This window comes from Paenibacillus sp. JGP012 (assembly GCF_014203995.1).
Taxonomy (GTDB): domain Bacteria; phylum Bacillota; class Bacilli; order Paenibacillales; family Paenibacillaceae; genus Paenibacillus; species Paenibacillus silvae.
The window spans coordinates 134,155-152,751 of record NZ_JACHKG010000013.1; the positions used below are offsets into that span (position 1 = coordinate 134,155).

Below are 18,597 nucleotides of genomic sequence, written 5' to 3' on the forward strand. Positions count from 1 at the left end.
ATGAAAATTACGTTTGAATCGGATACATATACGGTCGAAGGCTTTAGTGTAACACCGCTTCAAGATAGGACGTACTGTATATTTGATCTGGAAGGAACGGGGATCGATACAGCTGTGGAGAGTGTGACGCAGTTCGGTGCGATGTATTACAAAAGGGGAGAAGCGGCCGATAAGGCAAGCTTTACTTCTCTGGTTCGGGCGTGCAAACCGATACCGGAAGCAGTAGAGAAGCTTACAGGCATCAAGAACGAAGCGATGCTGCAGGCGCCACATTTTGACCAGGTATATAAGCAATTTTGCAGTTTTATCGGGGATCAGGTGCTGGTGACTCATGCGGGATATGAATATGATCTGCCCATGCTGGAGCGTCATTGCAAGCAGTTTGGACTAACGATGTTCACAAATAAAGTGCTGGATACGAAAGCAATGTTCACTTATATTCATCCCGAGGTAAAGGATGTGGTATCGACAGATTTTCTTATTCGTTATTACAATCTCGATACAGAAGGCATTCACAGACATGATGCACTGGAGGATTGCGGGATCATTGCCCGGATTTTCGAATGTGTGCTGGAGGAATATGAGCAGCGTGGTTTGGATCATTTTACAGCGGATTCAGGAAAACATATGAAACGTTTTGTCATCCCGGAGATGTATTTGACAAAAGAGAAGGGAGATTGAAATGTATGGACAGAGACGATGTGCACACCCTGCTCGCGGAATTGAAGGATGGACACCTGCTTGATGATCAGAATTTCAAAGGGCTGGATATAGATGCGTATCTGGATGAACGTGATGAACCTTCCTTTGCAGACGAATGGATGCAGGCATATGAACGATATGCGGGTGATTCGGCTGTGGCCGAGCAAGAGGTGTTGCGGAGTATTCGAGAGACAGCATTTAAACGCACGATTACGTTGACAGGTGATCCGGAGTTGGCGGGGTATGTTAGCGATGACTTTGGGCTGATCGGCTGTTATTTGCTGCATAAGCACGAACAGAATGATTTTGTGAAGCGATTGTTAGGAAGTTATCGTCAAGGAAAACTGCCCCTCGGTTGATACCAGGGGTTGTTTTGTTTCATCCGTCTGCTTTATTTGTATAAAAAAGAGGCTTCAAATGTGTATTGTGTGCTGATGCCAACTTCATGTACAATTCACCTATCATGTTATATGAGAATGATTATCATTATAAATTAAACATTTCTCATAAGCACAAAAACAGATTAGATTTAGGGGGAAGGGCATTATGGCAAGGCTCAGTTACAATATTCAAGGGTGGTTACTTCTGCTGCTGATCGCAGGATTGGTGTTATCCGGGTGCGGAGCAAATACAGCTTCACCTGCTAATCAACAAGGGGATGGCAGCAACAGCAGTGCGGAAGCGCAACCGACGAATGCGGATACTCGCGTGGTTCAGGATGAATACGGGGAAGTTACAATTCCGGTCCATCCGCAGCGAATTGCAGGTATATACGTAGAGGACTATCTTAAAGCTCTGGATATCACTCCGATTGTGCAGTGGTATCATCCCGCATGGGGTGTGCAGGATTATCTGAACTTGGATGTGCCCCAGTTTGATATCACAGGAAGTGTTGAAGCACTGCTGGAATACAATCCAGACCTGATCATTGTGGATGGCGGGGTAGATGCTGCACAATACGAACAATACACAAAAGTGGCACCGACCTATCGTATACCTGAAAAGGTCCTTCAGGACTCCAATCAAGTCCTGGCAACCGTTGCCGATGTCGTTGGACAGCCAGAGAAAGGTAAAGAATTTAGCGAGCAGTTTAAACAAAAAATTGCAGATGCCAAAGCTTCACTGCATCATTCCATCGGCAATGAAACGGTTGCTGTTGTAAGGCTCAATGTTGCGGATAAAGGATTGGCATTATTCGGGGCCAAAAACAGATATACGGGTTTCATCTATTCTGATCTTGGACTGACACCTCATCCGCTCGCTCGTGATATGCAGGAATATCAGGAGATTCTGTCCGAGGAAGCCATCCCGAGTCTCGATGCCGATCATATCATTGTGTTTCCTTCCAATGGAACCTGGGATTCCAAAGAAAATCAGGAGGCCGTTCATATATTGGACGGAAAACTGTGGCAGTCCCTTCCTGCAGTCAAAAACAAACAGGTGTATTTCATGGAAAGATCCCATTGGCAGTCCGGGGCAGTTATTGCAAACTCGATGAAGATCGATGATTTGTTGACTAAGATGACGCCATAAAAGAAACGTTCTGGCTAAGGAAGTTCTTCAATTTATCTTGAAGAGCTTTCTTTTTTCGATTACACTCATCTAAATGATAACTATTCTCAAATAAGGAAGATGAATAAACATGCACTCGCCATTGGTAGACATAACAAGCACACCTTGGCTCTTTTCCCTACAAGCGATACAACAATTTGAATTTTCATCGAATACGTATGCAAAGTATGCCTGGAATGCAGACGACGTTTATTCTTTTATCGTTGTCATCCAAGGCAGAGGCGTTCTGGAATACAAGGATGATAAAGCAAGCGTAGAGCCGGGTTCTGTCTATATGGTAGCGGGGCCAGAAGATGTAAAGTTCTCTGTAAGAGCTGATTCTGGAGCAGAGATAGCATTGAAAATGTACAAGATCGATATGCAAAACATGGCTGACAAACATCGTAAACATCCGGAGCCGGGTGAGAATGCTTGGGAACGACATGATGTTGTTGACCCCAATGTTAATGCCAATGTTGATCCCGATGCTGGTCCCAAATTGAGCACTGCAAGCATTCCAATGGTCAAGACGTTTGCTTATGTGCCATGGAGTGCATGTCTGGAGTATATAGAGCAGCTATATCGTCAGCAATTCTCTGCAGATTGTTATGAAAAATGGGATGTACAGATTCGGTTTCAACAGTGGTTCAGGGATCTGGTTCGTCAAAATGATGCCGGGCTTGAACTGCATAACGATCGCCTTTCTTTACAGGAAACCGTTCATTACATTGATGCACACTATGATCAGATGATTACAGTGGATGAACTGGCTTCACGCGCTGGTCTTTCCAGAGCAAGTTATACACGCCATTTCAAGAGATCGACGGGACAGCTTCCACTTGACTATGTGAACCGGGTTCGACTGGAGCGATCCAAGCAGCTTTTACAAGCAACCGATGATCGTTTGCATGAGATTGCGAGTCGTGTGGGCTTCAGCAATGAATATTATTTCAGCCGCCGTTTCAAACAGTACACTGGTGTTTCACCCGGCATATACCGCCGCCATCATCGGCAGGAGGTGCGTGTGTTTGCTCCTTATCTGGAGGATTTCTTGCTGGCGTTGGGAATCAAGCCGATCATTCAGGGTTCACATCGCGCTTGGGGAAGACAACGTTACCTGCAGCTGGATGATGTACCTGAATTTGATGTAAGTCAGCTGGACGCTGGTTTTCATACAGAACATACTCCCGAAGTTATTATGCTGGACATGGGATATAAGACGTGGAATCTGGATCGCCTTGAACAGGTTGCCCCCGTTTATTATGTGAGTCATGACGGTGAGGACTGGCGTACGATCCTGAAATCAGCGGCGGACATCCTTGGCAGAAATAACCGGGTACAGGACGTTATTGATACGTATGAACACAAGGTTTCAAGAGCCAGAAGGCATCTTCATGCTCGAGTGCGTCAGGAAACGGTTGCTTTCCTTCGAGTCTCTGCTTCTGAAATCACGCTGTATGGTGATGAATGCGGTTATGTTGGGCCAATCATCTATCAAGACCTTGGCCTCCGTCCGCATCCATACGTGCAGAAGTGGACACGGGGGAAGCGTGGAGTGAAGATTGGGCTGGAGCAGTTAAATCAGCTGGATGCGGATCATCTTTTAATTACCTTTGATACACTTAATTCCTGTAATTTCGGAGAGGAACGACGACTGCTGAACACGCAGGAATGGAAACAGCTCCCGGCAGTTAGGCATGGCAAGGTGTATGAAGTAGACTTTATGACGTGGATGAATTACGGTGTTCTCTCACACAACAAGAAAATCGATGATATTCTGCGGTTTATGGGATAAAGCATGCAGGCTGTAATCCAGGCTCTTTCAGCATTGGCTGAGGGAGCTTTTTGCTTGTTCTTTTTAATGATGATCTAATTTTTACAAAAATAATGAATTACGCAGACAAAAACCTGAACCGATAGTCCTTGACGCTGGCAGTGCAACATAACATTAGAGAGAAGGCAGATATGCATAAGTGAAGCTGCCAATCAATCACAGCCACGGACGGCAGACGGGAGAGCTGCAATGATAAAACGGGTAATGCTGTTAGAGGACGGTACGGCAGAGATGAAAGGGATAACTCCTAGTATCGGAGCTGCTCTTGCAGCGCTAAGGGAAGCAGGATGGCCTGTTCCTACGGGAAGGGTTGTAACGACAGATAGCTGCCGTGCATGCTGTGCCCGTCCTGGGTATCTTTCGGATGAGATGAACGAGGAAACAGGCAATGCCATCAGGCAACTGGAGCAGCAAACGGGTAAGCTTTTTGGCCATGCAGACCATCCGCTGCTGCTTCATGTACAGGCAGATTCATTGGTTGCTCCAGTTACGGCTGAAGCATGTGTCATACCATATGTCGGCTTGAATGACAATACGGTGGAAGGTTTTGCCCGTCAGACAGGCAATCGGGTGTATGCGCTTCAATGTTACCTGACTGCAATACAGCACTATGGGCACATCAAGTATGGCATTGCCTATCCAGCTGCCGTGCAGCCTATTGATGCCCAGCGTTCTTCTGGAGAAGCGGAGCTTGAATGTTCCATTGCCGAGTGGAAACAGTTGATTCAGAAGAAGAGTGGCCATCCGTTTCCGCAGGATGTGCGGCTTCAGCTTCAAGCAACGATACATGGAGTGTCTTTTTCCAAATCAAACCAAGGGTTGCCTTTTTCCAATCCGAAGGAAAGTTCCGTAGAGACTTTAACATCACAACAGGAGCCTATAGCTTGGCCCGTCTTTATACATGCAGTCAGACAAGGTAAATATAGCGATTTGAAAGGTAAAGGCAGCGTATATACACGTAACCCGGCAACGGGAGAAAAAGGCATAATAGGAGACTACTTGCCAGCTGAAAGCCAGTCGGGCATGCTGCATGCGCTCTCTTATTTGAGACGGCATGATTCAGAACGGTATGCAGAGCTTGAAGCGATCTGTACGGAATTGGAGAAACAAACAGGGACAGTGCTGGAGATCACCTATACGGTAGACTCGGCATCCATCTGTTTAGAGCATATTCGGTCCGCGTTGTTAAGTCCGGCAGCTGCGATCAAGAGTGCAGTAGACCTTGTGCTGGAGGGTGTAATTCAACCAGAACATGCCATTCTGCGAATGAGATCAAACAATGTAGCGGAGGGCATGAAACAGGAAATACCGGAAATGAAACGGCTGCTGGAGTGGGCTGATGAAATAAAAGATATATCGATTCTCGCAAAAGTGGAAGAAACGGCTGATGTTTTGCAGGCCAAGGCCTGGGGGGCCGACGGAATTGGCTTGTGTGTAACCGATGCGATGTTCATGTCTCCACACAGAAAACCTTTTGTGCAGAAGATGATGATGGCAAATACGGAAGAAGAACGCAGGCGTGGTCTGGAACGATTGCTGCCGATGCAGCAGTCTGACCTGGAAGTTCTTTTTGAAGCCATGAACGGTCGTCCGGCAGCGATTCAATTGTTTGATTTTTCTCGCTATGAGCTGGTTCCAGGTCGAGATGAGGAAGATCAGCATGACGACCAGCGACACGTTGATCTATTCGAATTGTATGAAATGCAGCTTGAAGCTGTTTTCCGGGCGGCTGTACGATGCATTCGTGAAGGGTTATGGGTACGTCCCGAGATTCTCATTCCGCATGTCGAGCATGCACAGGAGATGCAGGACATAAGAGAGCTGGCAGATCATGTGGCTGCACAGGTGCTTGGTGAAGAGAGGAGGCACTGCATATATAAGGTAGGCGCTGTAATTTCCTTACCAAGAGCTGCATTGACAGCGTCGCAGATTGCGAGATACGCGGATTTTATTCTGTTTGCTGGAGATGAGTTAAGCGAATCGACTTCGGGCTGCATTCGTGAGGAAGCGGAGCAGCGGGAGGAGGATTACGCAACGATGTTGCAGACGGAGCTCGACCCTTTACGGAAACTTGATATTGAAGGCGTTGGTCGTTTGGTTGAACACGCGGTGGCCCAGAGCCGATTGCGCAAGCCGCATCTGAAAACGGTCATATCAGGTGAGTACAGCAGAGACGTGCAGTCGATGGCATTTATTCAGCAAATCGGACTTGACGCAGTATGCGTCAGACCAGAGCACATACCATGGGCCCGGGTTGCAGCAGCACAGGCGGTGATCCGAAAGGCAAAGGAGAAACAAAATACTAGCGAGGATGAGGATATATCCACCATCGCCTGAATCTTCATTTTAAAAAAAACACTGCTCCAGTGTGGGCCTTTATATGCTGAACCACAATCTGAATGGAACAGTAACCCGAAAACTGTTATACTGAAATATGCGTTTTGTAAAATGAACGTAAAATATTTCAGATAAGGGTTGAAATCGACCATGTTTACATCGACTACAAAAAGCAGGCAGACGTCATCACGGGCCTTATTCGCTGTCTTGTTTATTTTAATGCTGCTGAAGTTATCGCTTCTGCGGTATTTCTTTTTCAACGGACTGTCAGGCGTAGGGCTGTTAACGGATGCACTTGCTGCGCTCACCATTGTGTGTGTGCTTGATCTCATTGTGCCACTCAGCTGGAAACGCACGGTGTATGCGATATTTAACGTGCTCTTTTCGCTAATCCTGTTTGCAGCGACACTTTATAACGCACATTTCAGTTCGGTTCCTACCTATACCGCACTTAGTGAGCTGGGGCAGGTTGCGCAGGTGAGAGGAAGTATAGGGCCGTTGATTCGGCCGACACACTTTTTGTTTTTTGCAGATATCATTCTTGCTGTGCCGATCTGGTGGATCAGACGCCGACGCATTAGAAGCAAAAATGCATATCGCAGCAGTTATAGCGACAGCCATCTGACATTTGGCAGAAAACGCAGCAGCTATTGGGGCAAGCTTGGAGTTGCACTTACCGCGGCCTTCTGTATCATCTGCTCAGGCAGCTTTATCGTCAAAGGAGAAACGATTGATAACGAGCTGGTGCGGGCCGAAAATCTCGGCTTTCTGAACTACCAGGTATCCTCGGCTATTCTGACAAGCAAGGAAAATGAAGCCATCGCTAACGGTAACATTAACGAAACGATTACTAAAATCAATGAACTGGTAAGCAAGTACCCTTATCAGGATAAAGCAAAAAACGGTGCAGCCGTAAAAGCAAAATATTTCGGTCAGGCCAAAGGCAGCAATCTGATTGTGCTTCAGCTGGAGTCCTTTCAGAACTTTCCGATTAATGCTTCGCTGAATGGTCAGGCCTTAACGCCAGTTTTAAACAATCTTGCGAAAGAAAGCTATTATTTCAATCATTTCTTCCAACAGATCGGGCAAGGCAATACATCGGATGCGGAGTTCATGTCGAATACATCGATCTATCCTACGGGGGTTGTGCCGATGTCAGCGGGGTATAGTGACCGTGATCTTCCGAGTCTGCCCAAGCTGCTTGCCAAGGAAGGGTATGAATCCGAGACGTTTCACGTGAACGACGTGACCTTCTGGAATCGCAACAAAATGTATCCTGCCCTTGGTTTTACACGTTACTTTGACAAACCAAGCTTCACCAATGACAAATTTAACGATTTTGGTCCATCGGACGAAGAGTTATATCGGGTCGGTGTGGAAAAAATGACTGCGCATCAGGCTGCGAGCCAGCCGTTCTATGCTCAGTTTATTACGGCCTCGAGCCATTCGCCGTTTACCGTGCCAGCAGACCGCGCGCGAATTGAAATTCCCGCGACGATTACCAATAAACTTCTGCACGATTATCTGCAGGCGATCAATTATACCGATTATGCGGTTGGTCAGCTCATTCAGGAATTGAAGGCAAATGGTTTGTGGGACAACACAACTCTTGTCCTATACGGGGATCACTTTGGCTTACCTGAGGAGGAGGAAATTACACAGCAGATTCAGGCTAATCTCAATATCCCGTATGACGGCAAAGTAAGCCGACTCAACATCCCGCTGATGATTCATACCCCTAAGCAAACGAAAGGGCAAGTGATAGAGCAGCCGGGAGGTCAGCTTGATATTTTACCAACTGTAATGAATCTTATGGGCGTCTCGCTGAAGCAGGAAAACTTCACTGCATTCGGGCATGACCTGCTGAATATGGATCATAATGCATTTGGTATTCGTTATTACTTGCCAACAGGATCGTTTGTCAACAATGACATCATGTTTATTCCTGGTGCAGGCTTTGATGACGGAACAGCTTATTCGCTTAAAACGTATGAGCAGGTGACAGATCTGGAGCCATACCGTTCAGACTATGAACATGTGCTGAATCTGATGAAGCTCTCTGACGAGTATGTGAAGCTGCTGCCGAAACGAACACCATAAGGGAATGAACGGTATTAATTTGAATCCTGCAATCGGGATGAACTCAAATAACGCGAGCGGGACCAATTTGATTTAACGCGCGAACGGATCAGCACCAGTGATGGTAACAGGATCAACACGTGAACGCTTCGAACGCTGCCAGCATCAACGCTGGCAGCGTTTTTTATGCTTTTTGCACAAAGGAATGCAGATATTCTTTCATTGAAATGTTCGAACATATCTCTTTTTTTCAACGTGTAAGAAGAGCCATAACGTTTGAAACTGTAATTTTTAATGTTACAATGAACAAGTAAGAAAGATAAAAACGACATACTTCACGAGCGAGAGGAATGAATATATATGAAATTGAGCGTATTGGAGCATGGACACATCAGTGAGGGACGTCAGGTACAGGACGCCTTGCAGGAGGCTGTTACGTTGGCACGACATGCCGAGCAGCTGGGATATTCCCGATTCTGGATGTCAGAGCATCACGGCGGCGGGGCATTGTCCTTCTCCAGCCCGGAGGTTATGATCGCACATGTGGCTGCTCATACGGAACATATTCGGGTAGGCTCGGGAGGCGTGATGCTGCCGCATTACAGTGCGTATAAGGTAGCCGAGAATTTCCGTCTGCTGGAAGCCCTGCATCCGGGCCGGATTGATCTGGGCATCGGACGGGCGCCGGGAGGCATGCCATTGGCCAGCCGGGCGCTGAATGAAGGCAAAGCCTCAAATATACACCTTTTCCCGCAGCAGATTGCTGACCTTGGTGGTTATTTCCACGAGCAGTTGCCTGAAGACCATCGATTTGCTTCTCTTGTAGCCGGACCTTCCGTTTCCACCGTTCCCGAGGTATGGCTGCTCGGTTCCAGCTCGGAAGGGGCAAGAATTGCTGCGGCACAAGGTACAGCGTATGCTTTTGCCCAGTTTTTTGGAACTCCGGGAGGAGAGGAAGCGATGAAGCATTACCGCCGTCACTTCAAACCTTCGATTCTGAACGACAAGCCGCATAGTATGATTGCGGTATCGGCCTTCTGTGCAGAAACCGAAGAAGAGGCGGCCGAGCTGGCCCGCAGCAATGAACTGTTTTTCTTGCGCCTTGGGCGGGGACTGGAGCAGCGCTCGTTCCCTTCGCTGGAGACGGTGAAAAATTACCCTTATACAGCGATGGAGCTGGAGCAGATTCGGCAGCGCCGTTCCTTCTCCATCATTGGCACACCGGATCAGGTGAAGGACAAAATTATCGCTATGGCTGAACGCCACGAAGCCGATGAAGTCATTATTGCATCGGCCATTCATTCGTTTGAAGCACGTCTGCGCTCGTTCAGCCTGATTGCAGAAGCGTTCGGGCTCAAGCAGGAGTAACGGGGTCAGAGCGGGAATAGCATATTAATGATAGAATGGAGTGCTGCTTGTTTTGTTCTGGGCAGATTTTAGCAGCATTCCCGTTTTTATTTTTTGGCTGCTTCAGAGAGAGAGGAGATTACCTTGCGCAGATGTGTTATAAGTGACATTCACGGCTGTTATGATGAATTCAATGCATTGCTTGAGCAGGCTGGTTATGATCCTTCGCAGGATGAGTTGATTTTACTGGGTGACTATGTGGATCGGGGTCCAAAGAGCAAACAGGTCATTGAACAGATTATGCAGCTGAGGCAGGAACACGGGATCGTTGTACTTAAAGGCAATCATGATGCCATGATGGTTAAGGCTCTGCAGCATGACGTGCAGGAGTATGATCTGCACTGGATTCGCAATGGGGGATTGCAGACGCTGGCCAGTTATCTGCAGGTGTCTTACGACCCGGAACAGATGGATTGGCAGGCTTATGCTCAGGATAAAGATTGGATGCGCTCTCATTACAGTGAACATCTGCACTTTCTGGACAAGCTTCCGCTGTCGTATGAGATCCCGGGTTACATTTTTGTACATGCCGGGATTAACCCGGATGAAGCCGATTGGAGAAGCCAGTCTGAACGGGATTTTATCTGGATTCGTGAACCTTTTTACACTAGACCGACAAATCTTCAGGAAGTGGTTATCTTTGGACATACGCCTGTCATGAACCTGCATGATGAGCATGGAGTGTGGATGGACCCGCGAGGAGACAAAATAGGGATCGATGGCGGCTGTGCCTATGGCGCACAGTTGAATCTGCTGCAGATTGACGAAGAGGGCAGGATCGAGACGTTTTATGTGAACAAAGGACAGCAGACTCCAAAGCCTGAAAATTTACTGTAAATATCATTGCACGAACCTGGATTAGTGTGCTAATTTATAGTGTTATACATGTTGTCTGTGTAATCGTTCAGGATACATACTATATTAATGTGAGGGGAATGAAGCGAGTTTGGCTATTTATAATCTGGATCACTTGCAACACCATATTTTACTCTGTAACGGCGGAACATGCATGCGTAATGAGGGGGAAGAGGTTACTCAGGCGGTGCGGGACGAAATCGCGAAACAGCAGGCTGGAGGATTTATTCATACAACGCGCACCAAATGTAATGGCCGCTGTGACGACGGGTGTGTAACAATCGTATATCCGCAGGGAGACTGGTATGGTAAAATGACGCCGGAATCAGGCCGGGAACTCGTGCAGGCTCTGTGTAATGGGGACAAACTGGACAAACATCTCATTGCTAACGTAGCCAAAACATCAGCCAATTAATAGCGATCGCGGTCATTTTTTGTTTATTCCACTGCCGGCAGCTTGATCTGTAATTAATTCGCTGTAAAGGGATTGGAATTAAGACGTATAAGCGCTATAATCAGTAAGGTATGATTTAATATAGACTAGAATTGAACTTAAATTCGAATTGACGGAGGGCTATGAATATGGAAAAAGCATTAATTTTCGGCCACAAAAACCCGGATACAGACACGATCTGTTCAGCGATTGCTTATGCAGACCTGAAAAGCAAATTGGGACAGGACGTTGAAGCGGTTCGTCTGGGCGAAGTGAACGGTGAAACCCAATATGCGCTGGATCAATTCAAGGTTGCAGCACCACGTTTGATCAAAACAGCAGCGAACGAAGTAAACAAGGTCATTCTGGTGGACCACAACGAACGTCAGCAAAGCGTAAGTGATATTGAAGACGTGACGGTTGTTGAGGTGATAGATCACCATCGTATTGCGAATTTTGAGACAAGCCAGCCTTTGTATTTCCGTGCGGAGCCTGTAGGCTGTACGGCAACGATTCTGAATAAAATGTACAAAGAAAACGGCGTGGAAATCAGCGCTCCAATCGCGGGCCTGATGCTGTCGGCTATCATCTCTGACTCCTTGCTGTTCAAATCCCCGACTTGTACAGAGCAGGACGTTGCAGCAGCGCGTGAGCTGGCAGCGATTGCTGGTGTAGATGCTGACAGCTACGGTCTGGACATGCTGAAAGCCGGAGCGGATCTGAGCCAGAAAACAATTGCTGAATTGATCTCTCTGGATGCGAAGGAATTCGCTATGGGTACAGCTAAGGTTGAAATCGCGCAGGTGAATGCGGTTGACGTCAATGATGTGCTTGTAAAACAACCAGAGCTTCAAGCGGCTATTGAAGCGATCATCTCCAGCAAAGGGCTTGACCTGTTCTTGTTTGTTGTAACAGATATCCTGAACAATGATTCTGTTGCCCTGGCTTATGGTGCATCTACCCAAGCAGTAGAGAAAGCATACAACGTAACACTGGCAGACAACAAAGCACTGCTGAAAGGCGTTGTATCCCGCAAATCGCAGATTGTACCTGTGCTGACGGAAGCGTTCAACACACTGTAATTCAAAGAAGCGGTATAATTGATAACAAGCAGCACAATAATGAAGCCTGCTCTGATCTTTCATGGATCAGGACAGGCTTTTCATGTCAAGGAGGAAACAACTATGGCTCAGATCATTAAAAATGAAAAAATCAAAGCAGCCGAGGTACAGCTCACGGGTCTGAATGGAGAAGATCTGGGTATCATGTCCACACGGGAGGCACTGGCGCTGGCTAAACAACATAAAGTAGATCTCGTATGCACGTCCTTGATGAGCAGCCCGCCTCCCTGCAAACTAATCGGAGCCGGTGCGGCGCGTGAGGAAGCACAGCAGGCGAAGAAACAGGTGAGCAAATCCCCGGACAAACGCAAAATAAAGGAAATTCGGCTGCAGCTCCAGATGGAGGATCATGATCGTGATGTTAAGCAGTCACAGGCAGAGCGCATTTTGAAAAAGGGCGATTCCGTGAAGTTTGTGATTCAGGTTCATGGTGCCAAAGAGGGCGAAGCAGGTAAAGCCTGGGCTGAAGAGCTTTGCAAAGCACTTAAAGATGTCGGAAGCAAGACGACGGGTATTCAGGTCAGCGGAAAACAAGTGGTTGTGCAGCTTGATCCGGTTAGCTGATTATTTTCAACTGTAGGAAAGCCCAATGAAGAGACGGCGCAGCCACGCTTTATTGGGCTTATGCCAGGTGGTGACGAAAACGGCTTAAATTAGCCGCTTGCGACATGGGTTGGACCGGGTACTCGTAAATAACGACGGCCGCCCACTCTGACATACAACTGTCCGGGCAACACAGGTGTGGATACATCAGGGTTGCTGACAGGACTGTTTTTGGCGTAGCGGGATAAATACAGGAAGTCCGGAAAAATAACCGTATCCATTAAATACGCGGAGATCTGGCTACCCGGAATGCGAAACTGGTTCAAGGTTTGTATAATATGCTCACCGCTTGCTATGCCAATGCCGTGCCCATAGTAGCTGTTTTCCCCCAGCATAATTGTATTTTCACCTTGCCACTCAGGTGTTGCGGGAGATACATCGGGATTTTTGAAATACAGCACATCTCCCGGCAGGGCCGTTTCCTTGCCGTTCTTTTCTGTCAACCGCAGATCACTGTCGTAATGCCAGTCAAACAGCAGCAGGTTACGAAATAAAGAATTAAAGGCGTCCTCACGTATGCTTCCAAGCACTCCTCCATACAGTACAATGACAGCGGCAGTGGCACATTCAAATGCGTATAAATGCCCGTTGTTCCATATATCTCTGATCCCGTTTGCAGGTGTTACATCCGGTCGAAGTTCAAACCCACCCTCGGCATTCCGATTCCAGAACACAGGATTACATCGTGAATCCTCGAAGGAGGCAAAGCTGACTCCGCTTCGATCCAGTCCTTCCGCAGCATTCACGAGGGATTCTCTCAAATCCCATTCAAAGTGCAGATGCTCCATCGATTGATATACATATCGTCCCGGGTGATTCTGAAGCTGTTGTAACCACTGCCAAGCAAATGCAGACCATTCGGAGGGCGACAGTTGAACCGGTTGATTAGCTACAATAATCATGGGGCAAAACCTCCGTTCATCAATAGGCTTGGGAGATGACAGAAACGCTGTTAAATCTAGACATGTTGATTGCTGCCAGAGATTTTTCATCTGTTTCGTTTAACGATCATCGCTTTTGGGGTACTACCTCTATAGATAAACTTATGTTCAGGTCGATCTGTTCATACGAATAACATTTCATCTTCTTATCAAAGGAGGATACGTAGTGTCGAACTCCATCACACAGAGTCGCTCTCTGTTCGAACAATTATATAAACATGCGCCAATCGGCATTGCTGTCGCTTCTCATGTTAATGGGCTGTGGCTGCAGCTGAATCCGGCCTTTTGCAAAATGCTTGGATCAACCGAAGAGGAACTGCTAGACACTTCAATTGTACATATGATTTATGAGGAAGACCTTAGATACGAAGAGTTTCGCAGCAATTTCTGGGAAATGACAAACGGTGGCCAGCCGATGTACGAAACAGAAGTACGTCTGAAACGAAAAGACGGTACGCTGGTGTGGGCAACGATCAGCGCCTGTATCGTCCGGGACGAGGAAAGCAGAACGCCGCTGTATTTGTTAGTACAGGCTGCGGACATTACGAAGCAAAAAGAAGCAGAGGAACGGCTGCTTGAACAACGCAAGCAGCTGGAGGAGAGCAGTCGTATTTCACGTATTCTGGCTGAATCCTCCATGGATCTGATTGCAATTCATCAAGCAGATGATGAGCGCACGTTTAAATATGTATCTGATGCCAGCAGAAGCATGCTTGGTTATGAACCTGAGGAAATGGTTGGACAATCGGGGACATTCTGCATTTACCCTGATGATATCCCCGCAGTGCAGGCATATATCCGCGAACAGATGAAGGGACTTGCACCAGAGCGGATCAGTTATCGCCTGCAACACAAGGATGGCTCCATTGTATGGGCCGATACACTGACTCATTATGTGTGTGATGAATTGGGCAATCTGCAGGAGATGGTTGCAGTCACGCGTGATATTACCGAAAGTAAACAGCAGCAGCTGAGTTTACAGGAATATAAATCGTTATTTGACTGCAATCCGCTGGGGGTTGCATCTCTTGATAGGGATGGAAACCTGCTGAAAGCAAACATCGGGCAAGAGCAATTGACCGGTCATACACGGGAAGAGCTGTTAAGCCGTCCTTTTGATCATCTCATCGATCCGGTGGATCTGGAGAAGACAAGGCATCATTTTGAAGAGACGGTGAAAGGAACAGCGCAGAGCTACGAGATTGGTTTGATTCACAAAAATGGTCAGCGAATTGAAACCAGTGTCATTAACGTTCCGATTTTGCTGGAAGACAAAGTGGTTGGGGTGTATGGCATCACAAGTGATGTAACTGCGGCGAAGCGTTATGTGGAGGAAATCGAAAATTTAAGTTATGAGCGGGCTCTGATTCTCAATAGTATGTCTGAAGGTGTCATCGGGCTTGATCTGGATGGAAACGTGAACTTTGCCAATCCGGCGGCAGCGGAGATGATGCATATCTGTCCAAACGAGATGAACGGTCAGCCTTTGGAAAAGATAATGATTCAGATGCAGAGCGAGGGTATTCCTTTTTCAGGGAAAGGTACACCGATGCTTCAGGCCGTGCGTGAAGGAAGAGCGCTGCCGCGTACAGAATCGGTATTCTGGCGTCAGGATGGATCCAGCTTTCTTGCAGAGTTTCAATTGAAACCTATTATGGATCAGGGGCAGACACGGGGGGCTGTGCTCGTATTCCGGGATATGACGTCTGTCAAAGAAATTATAAGAGCCAAGGAAGCAGCCGAGCATGCCGATCGTGCGAAATCAGAATTTCTGGCTGTGATGAGCCACGAGCTGCGTACACCGCTAAACGGTATGATGGGCATGGCCCATTTGTTGATGGATACAGAGCTGGACGAGGAACAGCGAGGGTTTGCCGAGATCATGATCGACAGCGGGGAATCGCTGTTATGTATCCTGAATGAAATATTGGACTTTAGCAAAATTGAAGCAGGTAAAATGGATCTGGACCATGGACCAGTGGATATCCGCGATACGCTGAACAGTGTAATTGAATTGTTTTCTGTCAAAACTGCGGAGAAAAATATTGACCTTCACAGTGAGGTCACGGGTGAGATTCCTGAGCGTGTCTGTGGAGATGAGACGAGAATTCGTCAGATTCTGATTAATCTGGTCGGCAATGCCGTTAAATTTACCGAGCAAGGGAGCATCACGGTTAGCGTCGAGGCAGTTCATTCGCCAGAATACGGACCTGATCATCTCATGCTGTCGTTCAAGGTGAAGGACACGGGCATTGGCATTGCTCTGGACAAGCAGCACCAGTTATTCCAATCCTTCTCGCAGCTGGACCCATCCATCAATCGCAAGTTCGGTGGAACAGGGCTGGGGCTTGCGATCAGCAAAAAACTGGTGGAGCTCATGGGCGGAGCTATCGGTGTTCAGAGTGAGATTGGCAAAGGAGCAGAGTTCCAGTTTACCCTTGTGATGGAGAAGTGGAGAGACGCGGCGGTTACAGATGCGGCAGCGGAAATTGCAGCAGGCAGTGCGGTGCTGGACCGCAGCCGTCTCGCTCAAGGCATTCGCATATTGATTGCCGAGGATCAGGCCGTGAACAGTCATCTGCTGGAGGAGATGCTGCGTAAATTCGGCGGTGTATGTGATATTGTAGCAAACGGTGCCCAGGCTGTGGAATCGCTGGCAAAAAGGTCGTATGATCTGATCTTTATGGATATTCAAATGCCGGTTATGGACGGGATTGAAGCCACTTGCGAGATTAGAAAAAAACATCCTGAAATCCCGGTGATCGCTGCGATTACCGCCTTTGCAGAAGAACGTGATCGGGAGGCATGTCTGCAATGCGGCATGCAGGATTTTATAAGCAAGCCGTTCCATTCAGCAGAGATCATTCGGGTACTCCATACGTGGGTGCCATACATTCAGACCAAACACATCAGATGATACCGATTGGACATGTTATAGTATGCCTGAAATGATAAGTGCTTCATACCCCAAAAAAACCTGTATCTCCAGCGGAGGTACAGGTTTTGAAGTTGGGAGCTGCAGTAACGATTGAATCATTCAGCAGTTCGAATCACCGTGAAGTGTTTAAGACCATCCTCCGATTAAACCGGAGAGTGTTACACATTCATCATCTTCCAATTCTGCAATCAGCGTAAGCTCTTCTTCATCCAACGGATTCACCGAAAATAATTCACGGCGTCCGTCCTCATGTTTGATAATAACGAGCTGGTTGCCGCCTTTTGTATGGAACTGGTACTTCACCCCGATACCAGGCAGGGCGCATTCCCGGATATTCATGAAACTTGTTCACCTCTTTAACTTTTGCTTGGCCAAAATGTTAACCGTTCACACAGTACGGATGTATTCTACTATCCATAACAGCGTTTGGCAAGTTACAAATTAGATGGGTTAGTTGCACTATGCATTACCTGTTATTGTTTCCTTGTTCGTCTACGACGAATGAAGAACCAGATGAGCAGCGCCAGAATCAGCACCAGACCCGGAATGGCCACCAGCAGAATATTCCGGATATTCGGAATTTGTACGGTTAAATCCAGCGTATTTTTCTGCAGGGGGGAGATGTTCCAGATTAACGTTTTACCGCCATCCTGCACCTCGTCTGCGTTGGAATCGTCAGCCTTGATTGGCAGAGTCAGCTTGAAATCAAATTTCATATCTTTCAACAGCAGGCGTTTGAGAAAGCCTGGAACTTTGTTGATCTGTTCTTTAATATCCCCATCAGGCATGGATTCCATAAGGTCTGCATCGGCAGTAATATGCATTTTGGACGTAAAAAAGCCTGGAACCGCGGATTGTTCGATATGAATGCCCGTTGGCAGCTTGGAGGCATCAAAGCCGGTCATGTTGCTTTTTTCATAACGGGTAGTTGCTCTCAGCACGTTCTGATCACCCTGTTTGGTGACTTCAGTTTTGAAATTGTTTCGTTCCAGAGCTTCTGCCAGCATAGGCATAGCATTCTCCTGACCTATTTTGCCAAGAGCGGAGTCTGACACACTAAGGTCCAGCGCCAGATCGGTCGATCCATCCGTATTTACGGTGACATGGGCTTCTCCATTCGCACAGGCGGATAACAAAACAAGCATGAAGATTAACAACCAAGTAAATAATAATTGACGTATCGTATTGCGAGTTGACATGTGCTCCTGCCTTTCTGCTTAAGTCCTATTTCGTAATATGCAAATAGTATACAACGGAATGTTTACAGATGCGAATACCACGTATCCCAAGGCAAACCTTGCGGTAAGTTAAGAAAAAATATAATTTTGCAGTGATAATATTCTTAAAGTGACATATGAGGTTGACTAAAATTAAAGATTTCGTATTTTTGTCAATGTTCCGTCAATTCAAACAGCGGTTCCGCGTGTAAACTGGTATAGAGATGAATATACGGGCAGGGGGGTTACATTCATGACTTATATTATTATTCTGGCTGCTGTTATGGTTGTGGGCATGATCGGAATGGGATGGTTCTATCAGATCGTTGATAAGGACCAGCACTAATTCGGCGTGCTGCGGGCTCCGGGCCATATTTAGACAAAGACAAGCCTGTAAGCTGGCTTCGCTGATGCGAGGCTGGCTTATTTGTGTTTGAGATCGCTTATTGATGAAAATACCTCACGCCATGATGTGAGCGCTTTGATTTTTATATAAAAACATTTGACCGATGGACAAATATTTTTCGTAAAGTTGGGATTTTTAGGCTTCACTTTTGTATAATAGGGGATAAGCTTCTT

Annotated in this window: 15 protein-coding genes; 12 read left to right on the plus strand and 3 right to left on the minus strand. The window is 47.0% G+C overall.

Features of this window, described 5'->3' with window-relative positions:
• The 11 genes from HNR77_RS17085 to infC all read left to right on the plus strand — a co-directional run bounded on the left by HNR77_RS17085 (nucleotide 1) and on the right by infC (nucleotide 12,883).
• Nucleotides 1-681: a 3'-5' exonuclease gene (locus tag HNR77_RS17085; RefSeq protein WP_184186783.1), complete on the plus strand. Its 681-nt coding sequence runs from the start codon at nucleotides 1-3 to the stop codon at nucleotides 679-681.
• Nucleotides 682-686: 5 nt separating this feature from the next.
• Nucleotides 687-1,061 carry a hypothetical protein gene (locus HNR77_RS17090; protein WP_184186786.1) on the plus strand — a complete coding sequence of 125 codons (375 nt, stop codon included), beginning with the start codon at nucleotides 687-689 and terminating at the stop codon, nucleotides 1,059-1,061.
• A 187-nt stretch (nucleotides 1,062-1,248) separates the two neighbouring features.
• A complete protein-coding gene (locus tag HNR77_RS17095) occupies nucleotides 1,249-2,235 on the plus strand; it encodes an ABC transporter substrate-binding protein (RefSeq protein ID WP_184186789.1) in 987 nt (328 codons plus the stop codon).
• A gap of 109 nt (nucleotides 2,236-2,344) precedes the next feature.
• Nucleotides 2,345-4,048 (plus strand): AraC family transcriptional regulator, encoded by a 1,704-nt coding sequence (locus tag HNR77_RS17100; protein ID WP_184186792.1) that lies wholly within the window; start codon nucleotides 2,345-2,347, stop codon nucleotides 4,046-4,048.
• A 228-nt stretch (nucleotides 4,049-4,276) separates the two neighbouring features.
• On the plus strand, nucleotides 4,277-6,424 hold the full coding sequence (locus tag HNR77_RS17105; protein WP_184186795.1) for a putative PEP-binding protein: 2,148 nt from the start codon (nucleotides 4,277-4,279) through the stop codon (nucleotides 6,422-6,424).
• A gap of 150 nt (nucleotides 6,425-6,574) precedes the next feature.
• The gene (locus HNR77_RS17110; protein ID WP_184186796.1) at nucleotides 6,575-8,524 is read left to right on the plus strand and encodes an LTA synthase family protein; all 1,950 of its coding nucleotides are present in this window, start codon (nucleotides 6,575-6,577) and stop codon (nucleotides 8,522-8,524) included.
• Between the two features lie 339 nt (nucleotides 8,525-8,863).
• Complete coding sequence (locus tag HNR77_RS17115) at nucleotides 8,864-9,871, plus strand: LLM class flavin-dependent oxidoreductase (RefSeq protein ID WP_184186799.1); 1,008 nt, start codon at nucleotides 8,864-8,866, stop codon at nucleotides 9,869-9,871.
• A gap of 93 nt (nucleotides 9,872-9,964) precedes the next feature.
• Nucleotides 9,965-10,747 (plus strand): metallophosphoesterase family protein, encoded by a 783-nt coding sequence (locus HNR77_RS17120; protein ID WP_260410610.1) that lies wholly within the window; start codon nucleotides 9,965-9,967, stop codon nucleotides 10,745-10,747.
• A gap of 109 nt (nucleotides 10,748-10,856) precedes the next feature.
• Entirely contained in the window at nucleotides 10,857-11,180 is a 324-nt protein-coding gene (locus tag HNR77_RS17125) for a (2Fe-2S) ferredoxin domain-containing protein (RefSeq protein WP_184186802.1), read from the plus strand.
• A 167-nt stretch (nucleotides 11,181-11,347) separates the two neighbouring features.
• Entirely contained in the window at nucleotides 11,348-12,280 is a 933-nt protein-coding gene (locus HNR77_RS17130) for a manganese-dependent inorganic pyrophosphatase (RefSeq protein WP_111270799.1), read from the plus strand.
• 111 nt (nucleotides 12,281-12,391) lie between these two features.
• Nucleotides 12,392-12,883 carry a translation initiation factor IF-3 gene (infC, locus tag HNR77_RS17135; RefSeq protein WP_184186877.1) on the plus strand — a complete coding sequence of 164 codons (492 nt, stop codon included), beginning with the start codon at nucleotides 12,392-12,394 and terminating at the stop codon, nucleotides 12,881-12,883.
• Between the two features lie 89 nt (nucleotides 12,884-12,972).
• On the opposite strand, the gene HNR77_RS17140 is transcribed toward infC, so the two are convergent.
• On the minus strand, nucleotides 12,973-13,824 hold the full coding sequence (locus HNR77_RS17140; RefSeq protein ID WP_184186805.1) for a protein-glutamine gamma-glutamyltransferase: 852 nt from the start codon (nucleotides 13,822-13,824) through the stop codon (nucleotides 12,973-12,975).
• A 205-nt stretch (nucleotides 13,825-14,029) separates the two neighbouring features.
• On the opposite strand from HNR77_RS17140, the gene HNR77_RS17145 reads away from it, so the two are divergent.
• Nucleotides 14,030-16,780, plus strand: a complete 2,751-nt coding sequence (locus tag HNR77_RS17145; RefSeq protein WP_184186808.1) for a PAS domain-containing hybrid sensor histidine kinase/response regulator — start codon at nucleotides 14,030-14,032, stop codon at nucleotides 16,778-16,780.
• Nucleotides 16,781-16,927: 147 nt separating this feature from the next.
• Here HNR77_RS17145 and HNR77_RS17150 read toward each other — a convergent pair whose 3' ends face one another.
• Together HNR77_RS17150 and HNR77_RS17155 are read right to left on the minus strand one after the other, a co-directional pair.
• A complete protein-coding gene (locus HNR77_RS17150; RefSeq protein WP_184186810.1) occupies nucleotides 16,928-17,140 on the minus strand; it encodes a cation:proton antiporter regulatory subunit in 213 nt (70 codons plus the stop codon).
• Between the two features lie 134 nt (nucleotides 17,141-17,274).
• Nucleotides 17,275-18,000 carry a hypothetical protein gene (locus HNR77_RS17155; protein WP_184186813.1) on the minus strand — a complete coding sequence of 242 codons (726 nt, stop codon included), beginning with the start codon at nucleotides 17,998-18,000 and terminating at the stop codon, nucleotides 17,275-17,277.
• Nucleotides 18,001-18,597 lie beyond the last annotated feature (597 nt).

What these genes read in the sequence shown, in the direction of transcription:
- HNR77_RS17110 (WP_184186796.1), top strand. Translation starts at nt 6,575, where the DNA reads ATGTTTACATCGACTACAAAAAGCAGGCAGACGTCATCACGGGCCTTA.
- HNR77_RS17085 (WP_184186783.1), top strand. Translation starts at nt 1, where the DNA reads ATGAAAATTACGTTTGAATCGGATACATATACGGTCGAAGGCTTTAGT.
- HNR77_RS17100 (WP_184186792.1), top strand. Translation starts at nt 2,345, where the DNA reads ATGCACTCGCCATTGGTAGACATAACAAGCACACCTTGGCTCTTTTCC.
- HNR77_RS17105 (WP_184186795.1), top strand. Translation starts at nt 4,277, where the DNA reads ATGATAAAACGGGTAATGCTGTTAGAGGACGGTACGGCAGAGATGAAA.
- HNR77_RS17150 (WP_184186810.1), bottom strand. Translation starts at nt 17,140, where the DNA reads ATGAATATCCGGGAATGCGCCCTGCCTGGTATCGGGGTGAAGTACCAG.
- HNR77_RS17090 (WP_184186786.1), top strand. Translation starts at nt 687, where the DNA reads ATGGACAGAGACGATGTGCACACCCTGCTCGCGGAATTGAAGGATGGA.
- HNR77_RS17115 (WP_184186799.1), top strand. Translation starts at nt 8,864, where the DNA reads ATGAAATTGAGCGTATTGGAGCATGGACACATCAGTGAGGGACGTCAG.
- HNR77_RS17130 (WP_111270799.1), top strand. Translation starts at nt 11,348, where the DNA reads ATGGAAAAAGCATTAATTTTCGGCCACAAAAACCCGGATACAGACACG.
- HNR77_RS17095 (WP_184186789.1), top strand. Translation starts at nt 1,249, where the DNA reads ATGGCAAGGCTCAGTTACAATATTCAAGGGTGGTTACTTCTGCTGCTG.
- HNR77_RS17140 (WP_184186805.1), bottom strand. Translation starts at nt 13,824, where the DNA reads ATGATTATTGTAGCTAATCAACCGGTTCAACTGTCGCCCTCCGAATGG.
- HNR77_RS17155 (WP_184186813.1), bottom strand. Translation starts at nt 18,000, where the DNA reads ATGTCAACTCGCAATACGATACGTCAATTATTATTTACTTGGTTGTTA.